This window comes from Enterobacter sp. QK-SA4 (assembly GCF_056856775.1).
The window spans coordinates 2,077,973-2,094,846 of the sequence record NZ_JBXFXH010000007.1 but is presented as its reverse complement, the minus strand read 5'-3'; the positions used below and the strand labels follow the sequence as shown (position 1 = coordinate 2,094,846).

General features: G+C 53.5%; 18 protein-coding genes. 7 read left to right on the top strand and 11 right to left on the bottom strand.

The window, feature by feature from the left end; translation table 11 throughout:
• Positions 1–14 precede the first annotated feature (14 nt).
• From AC1VYI_RS11535 to osmB, 3 genes are all read left to right on the top strand, one after another.
• Positions 15–197: a YciZ family protein gene (locus AC1VYI_RS11535; RefSeq protein ID WP_029740522.1), complete on the top strand. Its 183-nt coding sequence runs from the start codon at positions 15–17 to the stop codon at positions 195–197.
• Positions 198–240: 43 nt separating this feature from the next.
• Positions 241–993, top strand: coding sequence for a DNA-binding transcriptional regulator YciT (gene yciT / locus AC1VYI_RS11530; RefSeq protein ID WP_063409339.1), 753 nt, complete (start codon positions 241–243; stop codon positions 991–993).
• Between the two features lie 263 nt (positions 994–1,256).
• A complete protein-coding gene (gene osmB / locus AC1VYI_RS11525) occupies positions 1,257–1,475 on the top strand; it encodes an osmotically-inducible lipoprotein OsmB (protein ID WP_008501216.1) in 219 nt (72 codons plus the stop codon).
• 105 nt (positions 1,476–1,580) lie between these two features.
• Here the strand turns inward: osmB and yciH are convergent, their stop codons facing one another.
• The 5 genes from yciH to pgpB all read right to left on the bottom strand — a co-directional run bounded on the left by yciH (position 1,581) and on the right by pgpB (position 5,231).
• Positions 1,581–1,907: a stress response translation initiation inhibitor YciH gene (gene yciH / locus AC1VYI_RS11520; RefSeq protein ID WP_134866114.1), complete on the bottom strand. Its 327-nt coding sequence runs from the start codon at positions 1,905–1,907 to the stop codon at positions 1,581–1,583.
• Positions 1,907–2,644, bottom strand: coding sequence for an orotidine-5'-phosphate decarboxylase (pyrF, locus tag AC1VYI_RS11515; protein ID WP_045355906.1), 738 nt, complete (start codon positions 2,642–2,644; stop codon positions 1,907–1,909). Before pyrF ends, yciH begins: the two co-directional genes overlap by 1 nt.
• Before the next feature lie 186 nt (positions 2,645–2,830).
• A complete protein-coding gene (gene lapB, locus AC1VYI_RS11510) occupies positions 2,831–4,000 on the bottom strand; it encodes a lipopolysaccharide assembly protein LapB (protein WP_023312066.1) in 1,170 nt (389 codons plus the stop codon).
• A 6-nt stretch (positions 4,001–4,006) separates the two neighbouring features.
• Positions 4,007–4,315: a LapA family protein gene (locus tag AC1VYI_RS11505; RefSeq protein ID WP_023335945.1), complete on the bottom strand. Its 309-nt coding sequence runs from the start codon at positions 4,313–4,315 to the stop codon at positions 4,007–4,009.
• 148 nt (positions 4,316–4,463) lie between these two features.
• A complete protein-coding gene (gene pgpB / locus AC1VYI_RS11500; RefSeq protein WP_023312068.1) occupies positions 4,464–5,231 on the bottom strand; it encodes a phosphatidylglycerophosphatase B in 768 nt (255 codons plus the stop codon).
• A gap of 197 nt (positions 5,232–5,428) precedes the next feature.
• Here pgpB and ribA point away from each other — a divergent pair, with 197 nt between their 5' ends.
• The gene (gene ribA, locus AC1VYI_RS11495; RefSeq protein ID WP_134866113.1) at positions 5,429–6,019 is read left to right on the top strand and encodes a GTP cyclohydrolase II; all 591 of its coding nucleotides are present in this window, start codon (positions 5,429–5,431) and stop codon (positions 6,017–6,019) included.
• A gap of 37 nt (positions 6,020–6,056) precedes the next feature.
• Here the strand turns inward: ribA and acnA are convergent, their stop codons facing one another.
• The 5 genes from acnA to topA form a co-directional block, all read right to left on the bottom strand.
• Positions 6,057–8,732: an aconitate hydratase AcnA gene (gene acnA / locus AC1VYI_RS11490; protein WP_134866112.1), complete on the bottom strand. Its 2,676-nt coding sequence runs from the start codon at positions 8,730–8,732 to the stop codon at positions 6,057–6,059.
• A gap of 161 nt (positions 8,733–8,893) precedes the next feature.
• Entirely contained in the window at positions 8,894–8,992 is a 99-nt protein-coding gene (gene ymiC / locus AC1VYI_RS11485) for a small membrane protein YmiC (RefSeq protein ID WP_032623144.1), read from the bottom strand.
• 311 nt (positions 8,993–9,303) lie between these two features.
• Positions 9,304–9,444 (bottom strand): YmiA family putative membrane protein, encoded by a 141-nt coding sequence (locus AC1VYI_RS11480; RefSeq protein ID WP_213327741.1) that lies wholly within the window; start codon positions 9,442–9,444, stop codon positions 9,304–9,306.
• Between the two features lie 338 nt (positions 9,445–9,782).
• Positions 9,783–10,757 (bottom strand): HTH-type transcriptional regulator CysB, encoded by a 975-nt coding sequence (gene cysB / locus AC1VYI_RS11475; RefSeq protein WP_008502814.1) that lies wholly within the window; start codon positions 10,755–10,757, stop codon positions 9,783–9,785.
• Positions 10,758–10,944: 187 nt separating this feature from the next.
• Positions 10,945–13,542 carry a type I DNA topoisomerase gene (gene topA / locus AC1VYI_RS11470; RefSeq protein WP_045620487.1) on the bottom strand — a complete coding sequence of 866 codons (2,598 nt, stop codon included), beginning with the start codon at positions 13,540–13,542 and terminating at the stop codon, positions 10,945–10,947.
• Between the two features lie 399 nt (positions 13,543–13,941).
• Here topA and AC1VYI_RS11465 point away from each other — a divergent pair, with 399 nt between their 5' ends.
• Positions 13,942–14,193, top strand: coding sequence for a YciN family protein (locus tag AC1VYI_RS11465; protein ID WP_023312072.1), 252 nt, complete (start codon positions 13,942–13,944; stop codon positions 14,191–14,193).
• A gap of 34 nt (positions 14,194–14,227) precedes the next feature.
• Here the strand turns inward: AC1VYI_RS11465 and sohB are convergent, their stop codons facing one another.
• Positions 14,228–15,274, bottom strand: a complete 1,047-nt coding sequence (gene sohB / locus AC1VYI_RS11460; protein ID WP_045355890.1) for a protease SohB — start codon at positions 15,272–15,274, stop codon at positions 14,228–14,230.
• A gap of 251 nt (positions 15,275–15,525) precedes the next feature.
• On the opposite strand from sohB, the gene AC1VYI_RS11455 reads away from it, so the two are divergent.
• Entirely contained in the window at positions 15,526–16,287 is a 762-nt protein-coding gene (locus AC1VYI_RS11455) for a YciK family oxidoreductase (RefSeq protein ID WP_063409343.1), read from the top strand.
• Positions 16,284–16,874: a cob(I)yrinic acid a,c-diamide adenosyltransferase gene (gene cobO / locus AC1VYI_RS11450; RefSeq protein WP_226483908.1), complete on the top strand. Its 591-nt coding sequence runs from the start codon at positions 16,284–16,286 to the stop codon at positions 16,872–16,874. Before AC1VYI_RS11455 ends, cobO begins: the two co-directional genes overlap by 4 nt.

Sequence of the window (16,874 nt, the reverse complement as noted above, 5' to 3'; positions counted from 1 at the left end):
CCTGGGGTGAGATTATGTCGACTATTGACGCACAAGCTGTAGCACAACGAATTGATACCGTGCTGGATATCCTGGTGGCGGGCGATTATCACTCTGCTATCCGTAATCTCGAGATCCTGAAGTCTGAACTTCTTGCTCAGAATGGTGCCGACAATGCGCCAGAAAACGGACAGCCAAAAGCGCCGTGGGAAGTTTAATCCCACCGTCTCCGACCTCGTTTCGCTTTATTAAATGGATGCTATGAATTCCCGACAACAACTCATTTTGCAGATGGTCATCGATCAGGGACGCGTAAGCGTAGTCGATCTCGCTAAAACCACTGGCGTGTCTGAAGTCACCATTCGTCAGGATCTTAATCTGCTGGAAAAACAGAGCTACCTGCGTCGCGCGCACGGATATGCTGTCCCGCTGGACAGCGATGACGTTGAGACGCGCATGATGAATAACTACGCGCTCAAACGTGAACTGGCGGAATTTGCCGCGTCCCTGGTGAACAACGGCGAGACCGTTTTTATTGAAAACGGCAGCAGTAATGCCCTGCTGGCGCGCACGCTTGCCGATCAAAAAGACGTTACCATCATCACCGTCAGCAGCTATATCGCGCATTTGCTCAAAGAGACGCGCTGCGAGGTGATTCTGCTGGGCGGTATTTACCAGAAAAAAAGTGAAAGCATGGTTGGCCCGCTGACCCGTCAGTATGTTCAGCAGGTTCATTTCAGCAAGGCCTTTATCGGGATTGACGGCTGGCAGCCTGAGACAGGTTTTACCGGCCGGGATATGATGCGCTCTGACGTCGTGAATGCCGTGCTGGAAAAAGAGTGTGAAGCCATTGTATTGACCGACAGCTCTAAATTTGGCGCCGTTCACCCTTATACGATGGGCCCGGTTTCACGCTTTAGCCGCGTGATTACCGATGAACGGTTGAGCGACGCGCACCGTAATAAACTGGAAGATGACGGGCTGATCGTCAATATTATTAAAATGACCGCCTGAGTTCCCTCCGCGCCCGAATTTCGGGCGCATACGCCCTTCTTTCTCTGAGATGATTCCTGGTACTTCTTTAAGAGTTTTTACCTGTTTAACCTGCATTAAAGTCGTAAAATTAATGTTAGCGATATAACAGGAAGTGACTATCACCTGCGTGATTACGTAACGCCTGCGCGACCAGCTTTCACGGAGAACAGAATTAAGTATTCGATTCGTCTATACTTAACGTGTACATCTTTCCGTGAATCGATAATTCAGGAGAAAGTATTATGACCTTAACCAGCAAAAAATTAGCCGCCGCTGTTCTGGCAATCACTGTAGCAATGTCCCTGAGCGCGTGCTCTAACTGGTCTAAACGTGACCGTAACACCGCTATTGGTGCCGGTGCCGGTGCTCTCGGTGGTGCAGTATTAACGGATGGTAGTACGCTGGGTACATTAGGTGGCGCTGCTGTCGGTGGTATTATCGGTCACCAGGTTGGCAAATAATTATTATCTAAGCCTTCCCCGGTATTGCGATATTTGAACGCATTTCAGGTCTGACATACGCACGTATATAACACGAGCCACGGCATTTGCCGTGGCTCATTTATTTTAACCGCCTGCCAGTTTGACTTTCATCCCTTTGGCTTCCAGCAGAGATTTTATTAAATCGCGCTTATCTCCCTGGATTTCAATAATGCCGTCTTTCACGGCGCCGCCGCAACCACATTTCTTTTTCAACTCGGCCGCCAGCTTTGCCAGTTCAGCATCATCCAGGTCAATGCCGGAGATAAGGCAAACCCCTTTCCCTTTTCGTCCACTGGTCTGGCGCTGGATCCGAACGATGCCGTCCCCCTTCGGACGTTCCACTTTCGCTTTCGGCTCGTCTATACGCCCGATGTCGGTTGAATAGACCAGACGGCTGTTGGAATCGGTCATTACGCCCCCTTTTTCAGTGATGCGTTGATAGCCTTAAGCGTCTCAGCCGGGTTGGCAGACTGCGTTACCGGACGCCCGATGACCATGTAGTCAACGCCAGCAGCCAGCGCCTGCTCAGGCGTCATAATACGGCGCTGATCGCCCACTTCGCTGCCTGCAGGACGGATACCCGGCGTAACCAGTTTAAAATCCTGGCCCAGCGCTGATTTGAAACGTACCGCTTCCTGCGCGGAGCAGACGACGCCATCCAGGCCGCAATGCTGCGTCAGACGTGCGAGACGTTCGGCATGCTCGGCGGGTGACAACGTCACGCCCAGGTCGCGTAGATCGTTTTCGTCCATACTGGTCAGAACGGTGACCGCAATCAGCAACGGTGCATCTTTACCGAACGGCAGGAGCGCCTCACGGGCGGCCGTCATCATTCTTGCCCCACCCGATGCATGGACGTTGACCATCCATACGCCCAGCTCTGCGGCTGCGGCAACGGCGTGCGCCGTGGTATTCGGGATATCATGGAATTTCAGATCGAGGAAAACGTCAAAGCCGCGCTGCTGCAGATCGCGAACGATTTGCGGTCCAAACAGCGTGAACATCTCTTTGCCAACTTTCAGACGGCAGTCGCGAGGGTCGATGCCGTCGACAAACGCCAGTGCAGCGTCACGCTTATTGTAATCAAGCGCAACAACAACAGGAGAATCCGTAATTACGCGGGAAGTGGAGGATGTAACAGACGTCATGACCAGCCCTTTTCGTCTATGGGCGCGCAGCGGCGCGGAACAGATAAACGGCCAGCATTCTACCTGCCGACGTCGCAAATTGACAGGATCCATTTACGCGCCTGCCAGGCCGACAAACCGCACGGAGTTCAGGATATGGGAAAAACGATCAGTATGTTGTAACTAAAGTGGAGTGTTTTAAAAAAATTACTGCCCGTCCAGACCGCGGATTGGCTTGATGGTGGACCAGGCGCGGCAGGAAGGACAGTGCCAGTAGAGCGTATACGCGGTAAAACCACACTTCTGGCAACGATAGCGCGGCTTGCTGCGCACCTGTTCGCCAACCATGTCGCGCAGCACCATCAGGCTCTCTTTGGCGCGCCCTTCTTCAGCGTCGTTCAGGTGGTAATCCATCAGCTTATGGAACACCCGCATGGTCGGATGGCGCTGCAGCTGACGCGTAATATAAACCTGCGCGGTGTCGCTTCCCTCATACTGCTCAACGACGTCTGAGAGCATCAGTTCAGCGGTGGCACCGGTATTTTCTTCCACGCAGCGACGCAGGAAAGCTACCCACTCTTCCTGCTTGTCCAGCTGTTGATAGCAGGTTTGCAGCATTTCCAGCGTTTCACTGACCAGCTCTTTGTCCTGGTCGATAACCCGCAGCAGGCTTTCAACGGCTTTGGCGTAGTCGCCACTCGCCATAAAGACGCGCCCCATCATGATGGAGATTCGCGCGCTGTTGCGGTCCGCGGCGGCGCCTTTCTTCAGCAGCGCCATGGCTTTATCCATGTCGTCGTTGCCCATCTGCTGAAGAGCAAGCTCACAGTAGAAATGGGCGATCTCAACGCGCTGCTTATCTTTACCCAGCTTCACCAGACGTTCCGCGGTATCAATGGCTTTCTGCCAGTCGCTGGTGGCCTGATAAATCTGCAGGAGCTGCTGCAGCGCGCCGATGCGGAAATCTGTTTCGTCCACCAGCTGCGCGAACATATCTTCTGCGCGATCGTACAACCCTGCGGCCATGTAATCCCGCCCCAGCTGTTGCACCGCAAGGAGACGTTGATCGTAGGTCAGCGAGGCGCTTTCCATCAGGGTCTGGTGAATACGAATGGCACGATCGACCTCGCCGCGCGAGCGGAACAGGTTGCCCAGGGTGAGATGCGCTTCAACCGTCCCCGTATCCTCTTTAAGCATATCGAGGAACAGGTCTACCGCTTTGTCCTGCTGATTGCTCAGGAGGAAGTTCACCCCCGCAACGTAGTCGCGGGAGAGCCGGTTGGCCTCATCCTGTTTTGTTTGTTGCGCACTTCTGCGGCCCATATACCAGCCATAGGCTGCGGCTACAGGCAAAAGCAGAAACAACAACTCCAGCATAGTCGATTATTCCTTCACGACCGGCACACCAGAGTTTTCCGGGATGTCAGACGCAGGGGCAATGTTATTTTCGAGTCGCTTAATTTTACGTTCAGCGCGCGCAAGAGAGACACGGACTTTAAGCCAGAACAGACCGCAAACCAGCCAGCCAATGGCAAATCCGGCAGCAAATAAGACCGCCAGCAGGCTCGAGACGCGATACTCACCCTGAGCCAGCAGATAGTTAAACGTCACCTGCTGATCGTTTTGTGCACCCAACGTGACTGAAATGACAAAAATCGCCAATACCAGTAAGAAAATGAGTAAATATTTCACATTACTTCCCGTTATGTGGTTCAAGCGAATAAAGTGTGTTCAATTCACCGCAATCAGCCTTATAAACTACCATTTTAGCGACGAGCGCGAAACGGAAAAAGTGACGCGCAGGTCATGGATCTATGGGCAAAATGCGGAATATCAACCGTCAGGCGTCTGTCTGGTCCCTTTCGGCAATTTCTTCTTTCTCTTCTGGCGGTGGCGTTAGCGGGCCACAGAATCGTTCAGTGAGCCAGGTCGCCAGCACGATCAGCAGCCATGAGATGAGCGTGGCGACGACCAGGTCGCGCGGCCAGTGCATCCCCAGCAGCAGGCGGCTGCCCATGACTCCCGTCGCCCAGACCAGTAAAATCACGATAGTGATCGTTCGGCGCCTTGGCCAAAGCAGCCCAACCCCCAGCAACGCCCAGCTGGCCGCAAACATGGTGTGACCGGAAGGAAACGCGAACCCGGTCTCTTTCTGCCAGTGTTTACGCAAGAATTTCGGGATATCCTGCTGTTCCGAAAGCTGTTCTTTCACCAGCGCGCCACGATCTTTTCGCTTTAAATTGTAGAACTCATCCACCGGAACATGATGCGTTTTTTCCAGCCAGACGACAAAAGGACGCGGTTCCTGAACGCGATCTTTAACCCAGGACTTTACGCCCTGGCCGACAAGGATAGCGCCCCCGAGGATCGCAAAGAGCATCAGCGCCGCGCGCAAACGAAAGCGCAGGCACCACAGAAACCAGGCGCAGAGGAGTACGTGGGTAATAATCCCCCACGGCTGGGTGACCGTTTCCGTTATCCAGTATAACGTTTTCAGCCACGTGGCATTATGCCCGGGCTGCCACATCCAGCCTGAAAGCCATACGGCCAGAGGCATAATCAGTAAAATGGCCGCACCTGCTGCCGTACGTCTGGCGATTGAAAGCATGTCTTCTCCTTTTTCGCTAACGGTCACAATCATAACTGAAATTAATCATCCTGGTGGATATGTCGGATCGTGCGTTTAACGTTCATATAGCATGGTGCCCATTAGGCGAACCTGCTGAGCTTGTGGCAAAATGAACTGATACAGAAAGCAAAACAGGGCAAAGGCACGAAACGTGTCAGCCTACTCTGGAGAATCACATGCAGCTTAAACGTGTGGCAGAAGCCAAACTGCCAACCCCATGGGGCGATTTCCTGATGGTGGGTTTTGAAGAACTGGCAACCGGACAGGATCATGTCGCGCTGGTTTATGGTGACATTTCAGGGCAGATACCGGTTCTGTCCCGCGTCCATTCAGAGTGTCTTACCGGCGACGCGCTGTTCAGCCTGCGCTGTGATTGTGGTTTCCAGCTGGAAGCCGCCCTGTCTCATATTGCAGAAGAAGGCCGCGGTGTGCTGCTTTATCACCGTCAGGAAGGTCGTAATATTGGTCTGCTGAATAAAATCCGCGCCTACGCGCTTCAGGACCAGGGCTACGATACGGTTGAAGCAAACCATCAGCTTGGCTTTGCCGCTGACGAACGCGACTTCACCTTATGCGCCGATATGTTCAAGCTGCTGGGCGTGGACGAAGTTCGCCTGCTGACCAATAACCCGAAAAAAGTGGAGATCCTGACCGAAGCGGGGATCAACATCGTCGAGCGCGTACCGCTGATTGTCGGCCGTAACCCGAAGAACGCCCACTACCTGGATACCAAAGCCGCCAAAATGGGTCATCTGCTGAAAGAGTAATGCTAAAAAGCCCGGCACGGGTGCCGGGCTCGTTTCATCAATCCAGCATCTTACGAATCACATAATGTAAAATACCGTCGTTCTGGTAATAGGTCAGCTCGGTTGCCGTATCAATACGGCACCGGCAATCCAGCACCTCGATTTTCCCGTCTGCCCGCGTTAACTTCACCGGCACCGTTTTCCCCGGCTGCAGGTTTTGCAGACCGCTAATCTCAATCTGCTCTTCCCCGGTCAGTCCCAGCGTTTTACGCGTCACGCCCTGCGGAAACTCGAGCGGCAGGATCCCCATACCAATCAGATTCGAGCGGTGAATACGTTCGAACGATTCGGCGATGACCACGCGAACGCCAAGCAGACGCGGACCTTTCGCCGCCCAGTCGCGGCTGGAGCCGGAACCGTACTCTTTCCCGGCGATCACCGCCAGCGGCGTACCTTCCTGTTGATATTTGACCGCCGCATCATAAATCGAAACCACTTCCGTCCCCGGCAGATGGCGCGTCATGCCCCCTTCTACGCCCGGGACCATTTCGTTACGAATGCGGATGTTGGCAAAGGTCCCGCGCATCATGACCTCATGGTTGCCGCGACGCGAGCCGTAGGAGTTAAAATCGCGGCGTTCGACGCCCCGGCTCTGCAGATAACGGCCTGCCGGGCTATCGGCTTTGATACTCCCCGCCGGAGAGATATGGTCGGTCGTGACGGAATCCCCCAGCATCGCCAGTATGCGCGCGCCGTGGATATCCTTAAGCGGTGCCGGCTCGGCCAGCATCTCATCAAAGAACGGCGACAGACGAATATAGGTCGAGTCATCCTGCCAGTCGTAGGTATCTGAGCCCACGACGTTGATGGTTTTCCACTCCGGCGTGCCTTCAAAGACCTCCGCATACTCTTTGCGGAACATCTCGGTTGAGACCTTTTCAACGGCCAGCGCGATTTCACGCGAAGATGGCCAGATATCTTTCAGGTAGACAGGGTCATTCTTGCGATCGTGCCCAATCGGATCGGTCGCCAGGTTGATATTCATGTTGCCTGCAAGGGCATACGCCACGACCAGCGGCGGCGAGGCAAGCCAGTTGGTTTTCACCAGCGGGTGAATACGCCCTTCAAAGTTTCGGTTACCGGACAGGACCGCGCCTACCGTCAGGTCGCCCTGCTTAATCGCCGTTTCAATCGGTTCAGGCAGTGGACCGGAGTTACCAATGCAGGTCGTACAGCCGTAGCCCACGAGGTTAAACCCCAGCTCGTCAAGGTACGGCGTCAGTTTGGCCTGCGCCAGGTAATCCGATACCACTTTGGAACCCGGTGCCAGCGAGGCCTTGACCCATGGCTGAGGTTTTAGCCCAAGCTCTACCGCCTTTTTAGCCAACAGACCGGCCGCCATTAATACACTGGGGTTCGAGGTGTTGGTGCAGGAGGTAATGGCCGCAATAACAACCGCGCCATCCGGGAGCTGATACTGATGTCCGTTCAGGACATAGTCGACTGGACGGTGGTCTTTCTGCGCCACGTTCACTTCCAGGGCATTGCTGGCGGCAAAGGCTTTTGGCACGTCACTCAGCGCAACCCGATCCTGTGGACGTTTCGGCCCGGCGAGGCTCGCCTCGACGCTTCCCATATCGAGTTCAAGCGTGCTGGTGAAGACCGGTTCATCGCCCGGGTTTCGCCACATGCCCTGCGCTTTGGTATAGGCCTCCACCAGCGCGACCTGCTCTTCGCTGCGCCCGCTAAGGCGCATGTATTCCAGCGTGACGTCATCGATGGGGAAAAAGCCGCAGGTTGCACCGTATTCAGGCGCCATATTGGCAATGGTGGCACGGTCGGCAAGCGGCAGCGAATCCAGACCATCACCGTAGAATTCTACAAACTTGCCCACCACACCATGCTTACGCAGCATCTGGGTGACGGTGAGCACCAGATCGGTGGCGGTAATGCCTTCAAACAGCTTGCCGGTGAGCTTGAAGCCCACCACGTCAGGGATAAGCATGGACACTGGCTGGCCGAGCATGGCCGCTTCCGCTTCGATACCCCCGACGCCCCAGCCCAGCACGCCCAGACCGTTGATCATGGTGGTATGGGAGTCCGTGCCCACCAGCGTGTCCGGATAGGCGACCCACTCTTTATCCTGCAATTCACTCCAGACGGCTTTACCCAGATATTCAAGGTTCACCTGGTGACAAATACCGGTACCCGGCGGGACCACGCTAAACCGGCTGAACGCCTGCTGCCCCCACTTAAGAAACACGTAGCGCTCGTGGTTGCGTTCCATCTCCAGACGCACGTTCTCGCCAAAGGCGTCGTCATCACCAAAGCGGTCAACGGTTACGGAGTGGTCAATGACGAGGTCAACGGGGGAAAGCGGATTCACTTTTGCCGTATCTCCGCCGAGACGCTTAACGGCCTCGCGCATCGCGGCTAAATCAACGACGGCCGGGACACCGGTAAAGTCCTGCATCAGCACCCTGGCCGGGCGGTAGGCGATTTCTCTGTCGGCATGGGCATTTTCCAGCCACCCTGCCAGCGCCTTGATATCATCGAGGGTGACAGAGTCACCGTCCTGCCAGCGCAATAGGTTTTCCAGTAAAACTTTCAATGACTTGGGTAAACGCGAAATGTCCCCAAGCGTTCTGGCAGCCAGCGGCAGGCTGTAGTAATGCCAGGTTTTATTTTCTGCCTGTAACGTATCCTTACTGGCTTCGCGTAGGGTTAACGACATAAGCTCCTCCTTAATCACAGAGATGCCCCGACAATCATCAGGGCCGTAATTAAAGATAACACAAAGATGTCGTAACGTTTTGATAACAACCCAAATTGATAAATTTAGGATTGGTCCAGAAAGGAAAAACAAAAAACCCCGCCGTAGCGAGGTTTTACAATTTAGTGGAGGGCCAACCAGATGAGCTGACTCCAGAACAGAATCGACACGGTAAAAACGCCGATCCATGACCAGTATTTGTGAGACGTCATGTTATTCATCATAGGGACACCAGGCATTATTTATTAAAAGTTCCGAGGTAAGTCCTCAGTGCTATATTGCTGATGTGTATTTATTAAAGAGTACGAAAGTGCAGAGTCGATATTCAGACTATTTGCATCATTACGCAATTAACTAAATTATTGTTTTTTGGGTTCGTCTTCTGCGAACACATCAATAAACGCTTGCTGCTGCGGCGTTAGTTTCCAGGACGCGGGTACAACAGTCGCAGGTGCTTTACGCCCTCTGTGGCCGTTGTCACGATGCTGACACATCTGTTTTACCGTTTCTGTACGTACCGTCACTGCCATATTTAACCCCAATATTTCCAGGCCAGGAGAGCAACCACCACCCAAAACAGGGTAGAGACGAGAAAGACCGCCAGCCAGGCTTTACGCTTGAGCGCAGGATCCCTTTGCGGTTCTTCACTTCCTGAAGGCATTGCTAACCTCATACAATCGACATCGCTTATCATTTAGGACCAAACAATTGGTACAATTAATCATCTGTTGAGATAAATCCTAAAGAAACTTTAGCCGAAAAGCCAGTGAATTTACGCACCGGAAGGTATGAAATATTCAATCTTTTGACCAGAAATAAATAATTGAAAAGAAAAATTTGCGAAGGCGTAAATTAGTTTCTACTTTTGTCGCCAATTCACGACATTATAACCTTACAAATTAAATGGATAATGACATTATATGACAGGGGATGCGTAGATGATGATAATTCTAATTTAGCTTTGAGGCGTTATTTCGGTATCTTTCCCTAAGGGAAAGATACCGGGTGTGATTATTTTTCGGGGAGTTTGATGTCTTTAAACATCTCTTCAATATCTTCATTTGAGCGTAATGCAACGGCGGTATCAACCACGTCACGCGTTAAATGAGGGGCAAAGCGCTGAATAAAATCATACATATAGCTGCGCAGGAAGGTGCTGCGACGGAAGCCAATCTTTGTGGTGCTATGACTGAAAACATCATGCGCATCAAGACGCACCAGGTCAGGGTCTGACACTGGATCCACCGCCATGCTGGCAATAACGCCCACCCCCAGACCAAGCCGCACATAGGTTTTAATCACGTCGGCATCCGTCGCGGTAAAGACAATGCGCGGCGTTAACCCTGCCCGGTTAAAGGCCGTATCAAGCTCGGACCGTCCGGTAAAGCCAAACGTATACGTCACCAACGGATATTGAGCCAGCTCTTCGATAGTGACCGACCCTTTACCCGCCAGGGGGTGATCGGGGGTCACCACGATAGAACGGTTCCAGTGATAGCATGGAAGCATCACCAGATCGTCATACAGATGAAGCGCTTCGGTGGCGATGGCAAAGTCCGCATTCCCCTTGGATACGGCTTCAGCAATTTGCGTTGGCGAGCCCTGGTGCATATGCAAAGAGACGCGAGGATAACGCTCGATAAAGCCTTTGATCACACCGGGTAGCGCATAGCGCGCCTGGGTGTGCGTCGTGGCAATATACAGCGAACCTTTATCCGGCCAGGTGTGTTCACCCGCCACAGACTTAATTGCGTCGACTTTAGAGAGGACTTCCCGCGCAATGCGGATGATTTCCTGCCCCGCAGGCGTCACCTGAGTGAGATGCTTACCGCTGCGGGCAAATATCTGGATACCTAACTCGTCCTCCAGCATACGAACTTGTTTGCTGATGCCCGGTTGCGAGGTATACAACCCCTCGGCGGTAGAAGAGACGTTAAGGTTATGATTCACCACCTCAACGATATAACGAAGCTGCTGTAATTTCATGCCAGACCATCCGATTTAGCGCATGCGGTCAATCGCTTAAGACGATTTAATAATAAGAAACAGGTTAACTATAACCACTATATCATTTATAGCCTGACTGTATAGTACGGAACAAAAAATAATAACAAGGTAATAAAAAAGGGCCGGAAATCCGGCCCTTTTACAGGTAAGTTACGGTAAGGGAAGATTATTTCTTGCCTTCAACCCATTTGCCATCGACAAAGAAGGCTGACCATCCGGTCGCTTTACCCTCTTTCTCTGCCGCAACATACTGCTGCTTAGTCTTACGGCTAAACCGTACCACGGTTTTGTTGCCTTCCGGATCCTGCTGTGGCGCATCGGCCAGATAACGCAGTTTCTCAGGCAGACGATCGCGGAAGCGATGCAACTCTTCCACCAGCGGCGCGCGCGTTTCACGCGATTTCGGGAAGGTGTTGGCGGCCAGGAAGACACCTGCAGCACCATCACGCAGCACGAAGTACGCGTCTGATTTCTCGCACGGCAGTTCTGGCAGCGGAACCGGATCTTCCTTAGGAGGAGCCACTTCGCCGTTACGCAGAATTTTGCGCGTGTTTTTACACTCGTCGTTGGTACAGGCCATGTACTTACCGAAACGCCCCATTTTCAGGTGCATTTCAGAACCACACTTCTCGCATTCCACAATCGGGCCGTCATAGCCTTTAATGCGGAACTCGCCCTCTTCGATCTCATACCCGTCACACGTTGGGTTATTACCGCAAACGTGCAGCTTACGTTTTGGATCGATCAGGTAGCTGTCCATTGCCGTGCCGCATTTCTTGCAGCGGCGTTTGGCACGCAGAGCGTTAGTTTCCGCATCGTCACCCTCCAGCACGTTGAGAACTTCGTTCTCAGGCACCAGGTTGATGGTGGTTTTGCAGCGCTCTTTTGGTGAAAGCGCATAGCCGGAGCAGCCAAGGAACACGCCTGTGGTTGCGGTGCGGATCCCCATCTTGCGGCCGCAGGTTGGACAGTCGATGCTGGTCAGAACCATCTGGTTAGGCAGCATGCCGCCCTCTTCAGGGTCTTTCTCCGCTTTTTCAAGCTGGTCGGTAAAGTCGCTGAAGAAGCTGTCGAGTACCTTTTTCCATTCCGCCTGATGGCTGGCAACCTGGTCGAGGCTGTCTTCCATTTGCGCGGTGAAATCGTAGTTCATCAACTCGCGGAAGTTTGCTTCCAGACGGTCAGTGACGATCTCACCCATTTTTTCCGCATAGAAACGGCGGTTTTCAACGCGCACGTAGCCGCGGTCCTGAATGGTCGAGATGATGGACGCGTAGGTCGATGGACGACCAATACCGCGTTTTTCCAGCTCTTTCACCAGGGACGCTTCACTGAAGCGCGCAGGTGGCTTGGTGAAGTGCTGTGCCGGAACCAGATCGACAAGCGACAACTCGTCACCTTTATTAACCGCAGGCAGCGTTCTGTCTTCATCGCCTTTACGCAGCGCAGGCATCACCTTCGTCCAGCCGTCGAAGCGCAGAATACGACCGCGCGCCTTCAGGCGGAAATCACCCGCGCCGACGGTCAGCGTGGTGGAGTCGTACTGCGCTGGGGTCATCTGGCACGCCACGAACTGGCGCCAGATCAGCTGATACAGTTTCTGCGCGTCAGCTTCCATGTCTTTCAGCGATTCCGCTAACACCGAGACGTCAGAAGGACGAATCGCTTCGTGAGCTTCCTGAGAGTTCTCTTTGCTGGCGAACTGGTTAGCGCTTTCCGGCAGGTATTTCTTACCGAAATTGTCACTGATGTAGCCGCGGACCATGTTGACCGCATCCTGGCTCAGGTTGGTTGAGTCGGTACGCATGTAGGTGATGTAGCCCGCTTCATACAGGCGCTGCGCCATCATCATGGTCTTCTTCACGCCATAACCCAGACGCGTGCTTGCAGCCTGCTGCAGCGTAGAGGTAATAAACGGCGCACCCGGCTTGCTGCTGGTCGGTTTGTCTTCACGTTCCAGCACCTGATAGCGTGCTTTTTCCAACAGCGCTACGGCGGCCATGGTCTGGTCGCGGTTTTCCGGACGGAAAGGCTTGTCGTTGTGATGGCTCACCTGCAGCGGCAGAGCGTCACCGCCCGGCGTGGTCACATTGGCATCGACTTCCCAGAACTCTTCCGGCACGAAGGCTTTAATTTCGCGCTCACGCTCAACGACCAGACGCACGGCGACGGACTGCACACGCCCTGCGGACAGGCCACGGGCAATCTTCTTCCACAGCAGTGGAGAGACCATGTAGCCCACAACGCGGTCCATAAAGCGACGTGCCTGCTGTGCGTTTACGCGGTCAATATTCAGCTCGCCCGGCTTCTCAAACGCCTGACGAATCGCATTCTTCGTAATTTCGTTAAACACTACACGGCTGTAGCGTTTGTCATCACCACCGATCACTTCCCGCAGGTGCCACGCAATGGCTTCCCCTTCGCGGTCAAGGTCGGTTGCGAGATAGATGTGGTCTGCTTTTTCAGCAAGCTGCTTCAGTTCGTTAACGACTTTTTCTTTACCGGGCAGCACTTCATATTGTGCATCCCAGTTATGCCATGGGTTAACACCCATGCGGTTGACAAGCGCGCTACGTTCATCCTTTTTAGGCTTTTTAGCCCCTTTGGTGGAGGTAGAGTCTGCGCTCTTTTTGCTGGCTGAGCCACTGGTCGGCAAATCGCGGATATGACCCACGCTGGACTTAACCACGTAGTCATTACCCAGATACTTATTGATCGTTTTGGCTTTTGCCGGGGACTCAACGATGACGAGAGCTTTACCCATATTCACCTTTACCTAATTTAATTCTTCCAGGAATACGCCGCACGTTGATTTCCCTTCCGCTGACGACGAGCCAATGATATTGCGACTGCGTCAGGAGATATCAACCCCTTTGTCTTACCGGACGTTAATGAGAAGACGCCCAGGTGATTGAGTTTTCGGGTATTTTTCTCACATCTCGTGTAATTCGTGACGAATTCCCGGTTGAATGTCAAGCAATTCTGTTGCCAGAATGACGAAAGCGCACACTCTACCTGATAAAATTCGTTACGCAACTTTATTAGCATGCAAAAGCAGATCCCGCCAGCCAGGACCCTGCACCTTATCCCCTCACATTACAGGGAAAATTTGCCCCCAAAGCGCCCTCGGCGTAGACTATTGTCACTGTTTAAGGAGTGGATTATGCAGAATACGACCCAACCTATTGACCGAGCCTCTCTGCTTATCGAAGCAAACAAGCTTATCCGTGACCATGAAGATACGCTGGCGGGCATTGAAGCCACCGGCGTAGAGCAGCGTAATGGCGTGCTGATTTTCAGCGGCGAATACTTCCTTGACGAACAGGGTTTACCGACCCCGAAAAGCACCGCCGTGTTTAACATGTTCAAATACCTGGCGCATACGCTTTCAGAGAAATATCACCTGGTCGATTAACGCAAAGCGCGAGGCATATGCCTCGCGTTTTTGTTTACAGCAGCGGTTTTTGTCCGCGCTGTAGCCAGCGCAGCAGCAGGCGGTCCGCGCTTTCTGCGGCACTGTTGGTAAAGCGGTCAAGGAGTCGCTTACGCTGGGTAAAGCGCACGCCCACCAGTTCCCGACCTTCCATCAGATTGAGCAGCAGATCGTCGCTGGTTCCAACTTCATCCACCAGCCCTTTCTCCTGCGCCTGGACGCCGTACCAGTGCTCGCCCGTCGCGACCTGTTCAATATCGAGCGTTGGGCGCATACGGTGTACAAAATCTTTAAAGAGATGATGCGTTTCATTGAGATCTTCGCGGAATTTTTGACGTCCTTCTTCCGTGTTTTCCCCCAGTAGCGTCAGAGTACGTTTGTACTGACCCGCCGTGTGAAGTTCGATATCGATCTCTTTATTTTTCAGGAAGCGGTTAAAGTTCGGAATCTGCGCGACCACGCCGATCGAGCCAATAATGGAGAACGGCGCGGCAACAATTTTGTCCGCCACGCAGGCCATCATGTAGCCACCGCTCGCCGCCACTTTATCCACGGCCACGGTCAGCGGGATCTGTTTTTCACGCAGGCGCTGCAGCTGTGAGGCGGCCAGTCCGTAACCGTGAACCACCCCGCCCGGGCTTTCAAGACGCACGACAACCTGATCCTGCGGTGTCGCCACGGCCAGAACGGCAGTCACTTCCTCCCGCAGAGAAGACACTTCATGCGCATCCATACTGCCTTTAAAATCGAGCACATAGACGAGCGGCGTGGCCTTATCCTGCGGCGCATTGAGCTTTGCTTTTGCCTTTGCCGCTTTGGCTTCCTGTTTATGCTTTTTCTTCTGCGCTTTCAGCCAGAGTTTCTGTTGATGACTATCAAGCAGCGCCAGAGACATCTCTTCCTGCATCTCTTTATACTGCTCGCTCAGGCGGGTGATGCGTAACTCCCCACGCTGACGCTTGCGCTGCGTCAGGTTGACAATCAGAACGGCTACCACCGCAATGGCAATCACCACCGTCGCGATTTTGGCCAAAAACAACCCATATTGAGAAAGTAATTCCACGCGTTCCACCTTGATTTAACCACGAATCTTTCACGGCAGTGTACAACAGCCCTGCCCATGCGTCTCGCTCGCGACATTACCTCTGCGAGGCGCCTTCAGGAATCCCCGGACCGGAGATTAAATATTTGCAAAATGTTAATTTTACAGTAATGCGTCCTGTAGACTGATTGAATTATCAGGCGAATTCGGGCATAAAGCCGAAAAGTCATTATAAAGGCACCATTGCGTCACCGGTCGCCAGAGGAGTCACCGTGCATTATCAACCGCAAAAAAATCTGCTGCACAACCGGATTATTCTTGTCACCGGTGCCAGCGACGGGATTGGCCGCGAGGCGGCCCTGACATACGCCGAATATGGCGCGAACGTCATTCTGATCGGCCGCAGCGAAGAAAAACTGCAAAACGTCGCTCAGGAGGTTGAGGCTAAATGCGGCACGCCTGCCCCGTGGTATACACTCGATTTACTGACCTGCACGCCCGCGGTGTGCCAGGAATTAGCCCAGCGCATCAGCGCTCACTATCCGAGACTTGACGGCGTGTTGCATAACGCCGGTTTGTTAGGCGAGGTTCGTCCGATGGATGAACAGGATCCTGATATCTGGCAGCAGGTGATGCAGGTCAACGTCAACGGCACGTTTTTCCTGACACAGGCATTGCTTCCTTTATTACTCAAATCCGAGTCCGGGTCCCTGGTCTTTACCTCGTCCAGCGTTGGCCGTGAAGGACGCGCAAACTGGGGAGCCTATGCCGTATCAAAATTCGCGACCGAAGGCATGATGCAGGTGCTGGCGGAGGAGTATCAGAGCCGCCATCTGCGCGTAAACTGCATTAACCCGGGCGGTACGCGCACCAAAATGCGCGCCAGCGCGTTCCCGAGCGAAGACCCGCAGAAGCTGAAAACCCCGGCAGACATTATGCCGCTCTATCTCTGGCTGATGGGCGACGACAGCCGCCGCAAAACCGGGATGACCTTTGACGCCCAGCCGGGACGTAAACCAGGAATTTCGCAATGAGTGAAGAACGTCATCAGCAGCGCCAGCAGCGTCTGAAAGAACAGGTCGATGCACGCGTTGCCGCAGCCCAGGACGAACGTGGGATCGTCATCGTTTTTACCGGCAACGGAAAAGGGAAAACCACCGCCGCATTCGGCACGGCGACGCGCGCCGTCGGACACGGGCAAAAAGTGGGCGTCATCCAGTTTATCAAAGGCGAATGGCCCAACGGTGAGCGGAATTTGCTTGAGCCTCACGGCGTTGAGTTTCAGGTGATGGCGACCGGTTTTACGTGGGATACTCAGAATCGGGAAACGGACACCGCAGCCTGTCTCGCCGTCTGGGAGCATGCAAAGAGAATGCTGGCCGATCGCTCGCTGAATTTGGTTCTGCTGGATGAGATCACCTATATGGTCGCCTACGACTACCTGCCGCTGGAAGCCGTGCTGGATGCTCTAAAGAATCGTCCTGTACACCAGACGGTTATCGTCACGGGGCGCGGGTGTCATCGGGATATTCTGGAGATGGCCGATACCGTCAGCGAGCTGCGTCCGGCCAAACATGCGTTTGATGCAGGCATCAAAGCGCAAATTGGAATTGATTACTAA

Excerpts from the sequence above, each read along its gene's own strand:
- AC1VYI_RS11535 (WP_029740522.1), top strand. The coding sequence starts at position 15 with ATGTCGACTATTGACGCACAAGCTGTAGCACAACGAATTGATACCGTG.
- yciT (WP_063409339.1), top strand. The coding sequence starts at position 241 with ATGAATTCCCGACAACAACTCATTTTGCAGATGGTCATCGATCAGGGA.
- osmB (WP_008501216.1), top strand. The coding sequence starts at position 1,257 with ATGACCTTAACCAGCAAAAAATTAGCCGCCGCTGTTCTGGCAATCACT.
- yciH (WP_134866114.1), bottom strand. The coding sequence starts at position 1,907 with ATGACCGATTCCAACAGCCGTCTGGTCTATTCAACCGACATCGGGCGT.
- pyrF (WP_045355906.1), bottom strand. The coding sequence starts at position 2,644 with ATGACGTCTGTTACATCCTCCACTTCCCGCGTAATTACGGATTCTCCT.
- lapB (WP_023312066.1), bottom strand. The coding sequence starts at position 4,000 with ATGCTGGAGTTGTTGTTTCTGCTTTTGCCTGTAGCCGCAGCCTATGGC.
- pgpB (WP_023312068.1), bottom strand. The coding sequence starts at position 5,231 with ATGCTTTCAATCGCCAGACGTACGGCAGCAGGTGCGGCCATTTTACTG.
- ribA (WP_134866113.1), top strand. The coding sequence starts at position 5,429 with ATGCAGCTTAAACGTGTGGCAGAAGCCAAACTGCCAACCCCATGGGGC.
- acnA (WP_134866112.1), bottom strand. The coding sequence starts at position 8,732 with ATGTCGTTAACCCTACGCGAAGCCAGTAAGGATACGTTACAGGCAGAA.
- ymiC (WP_032623144.1), bottom strand. The coding sequence starts at position 8,992 with ATGAATAACATGACGTCTCACAAATACTGGTCATGGATCGGCGTTTTT.
- AC1VYI_RS11480 (WP_213327741.1), bottom strand. The coding sequence starts at position 9,444 with ATGAGGTTAGCAATGCCTTCAGGAAGTGAAGAACCGCAAAGGGATCCT.
- cysB (WP_008502814.1), bottom strand. The coding sequence starts at position 10,757 with ATGAAATTACAGCAGCTTCGTTATATCGTTGAGGTGGTGAATCATAAC.
- topA (WP_045620487.1), bottom strand. The coding sequence starts at position 13,542 with ATGGGTAAAGCTCTCGTCATCGTTGAGTCCCCGGCAAAAGCCAAAACG.
- AC1VYI_RS11465 (WP_023312072.1), top strand. The coding sequence starts at position 13,942 with ATGCAGAATACGACCCAACCTATTGACCGAGCCTCTCTGCTTATCGAA.
- cobO (WP_226483908.1), top strand. The coding sequence starts at position 16,284 with ATGAGTGAAGAACGTCATCAGCAGCGCCAGCAGCGTCTGAAAGAACAG.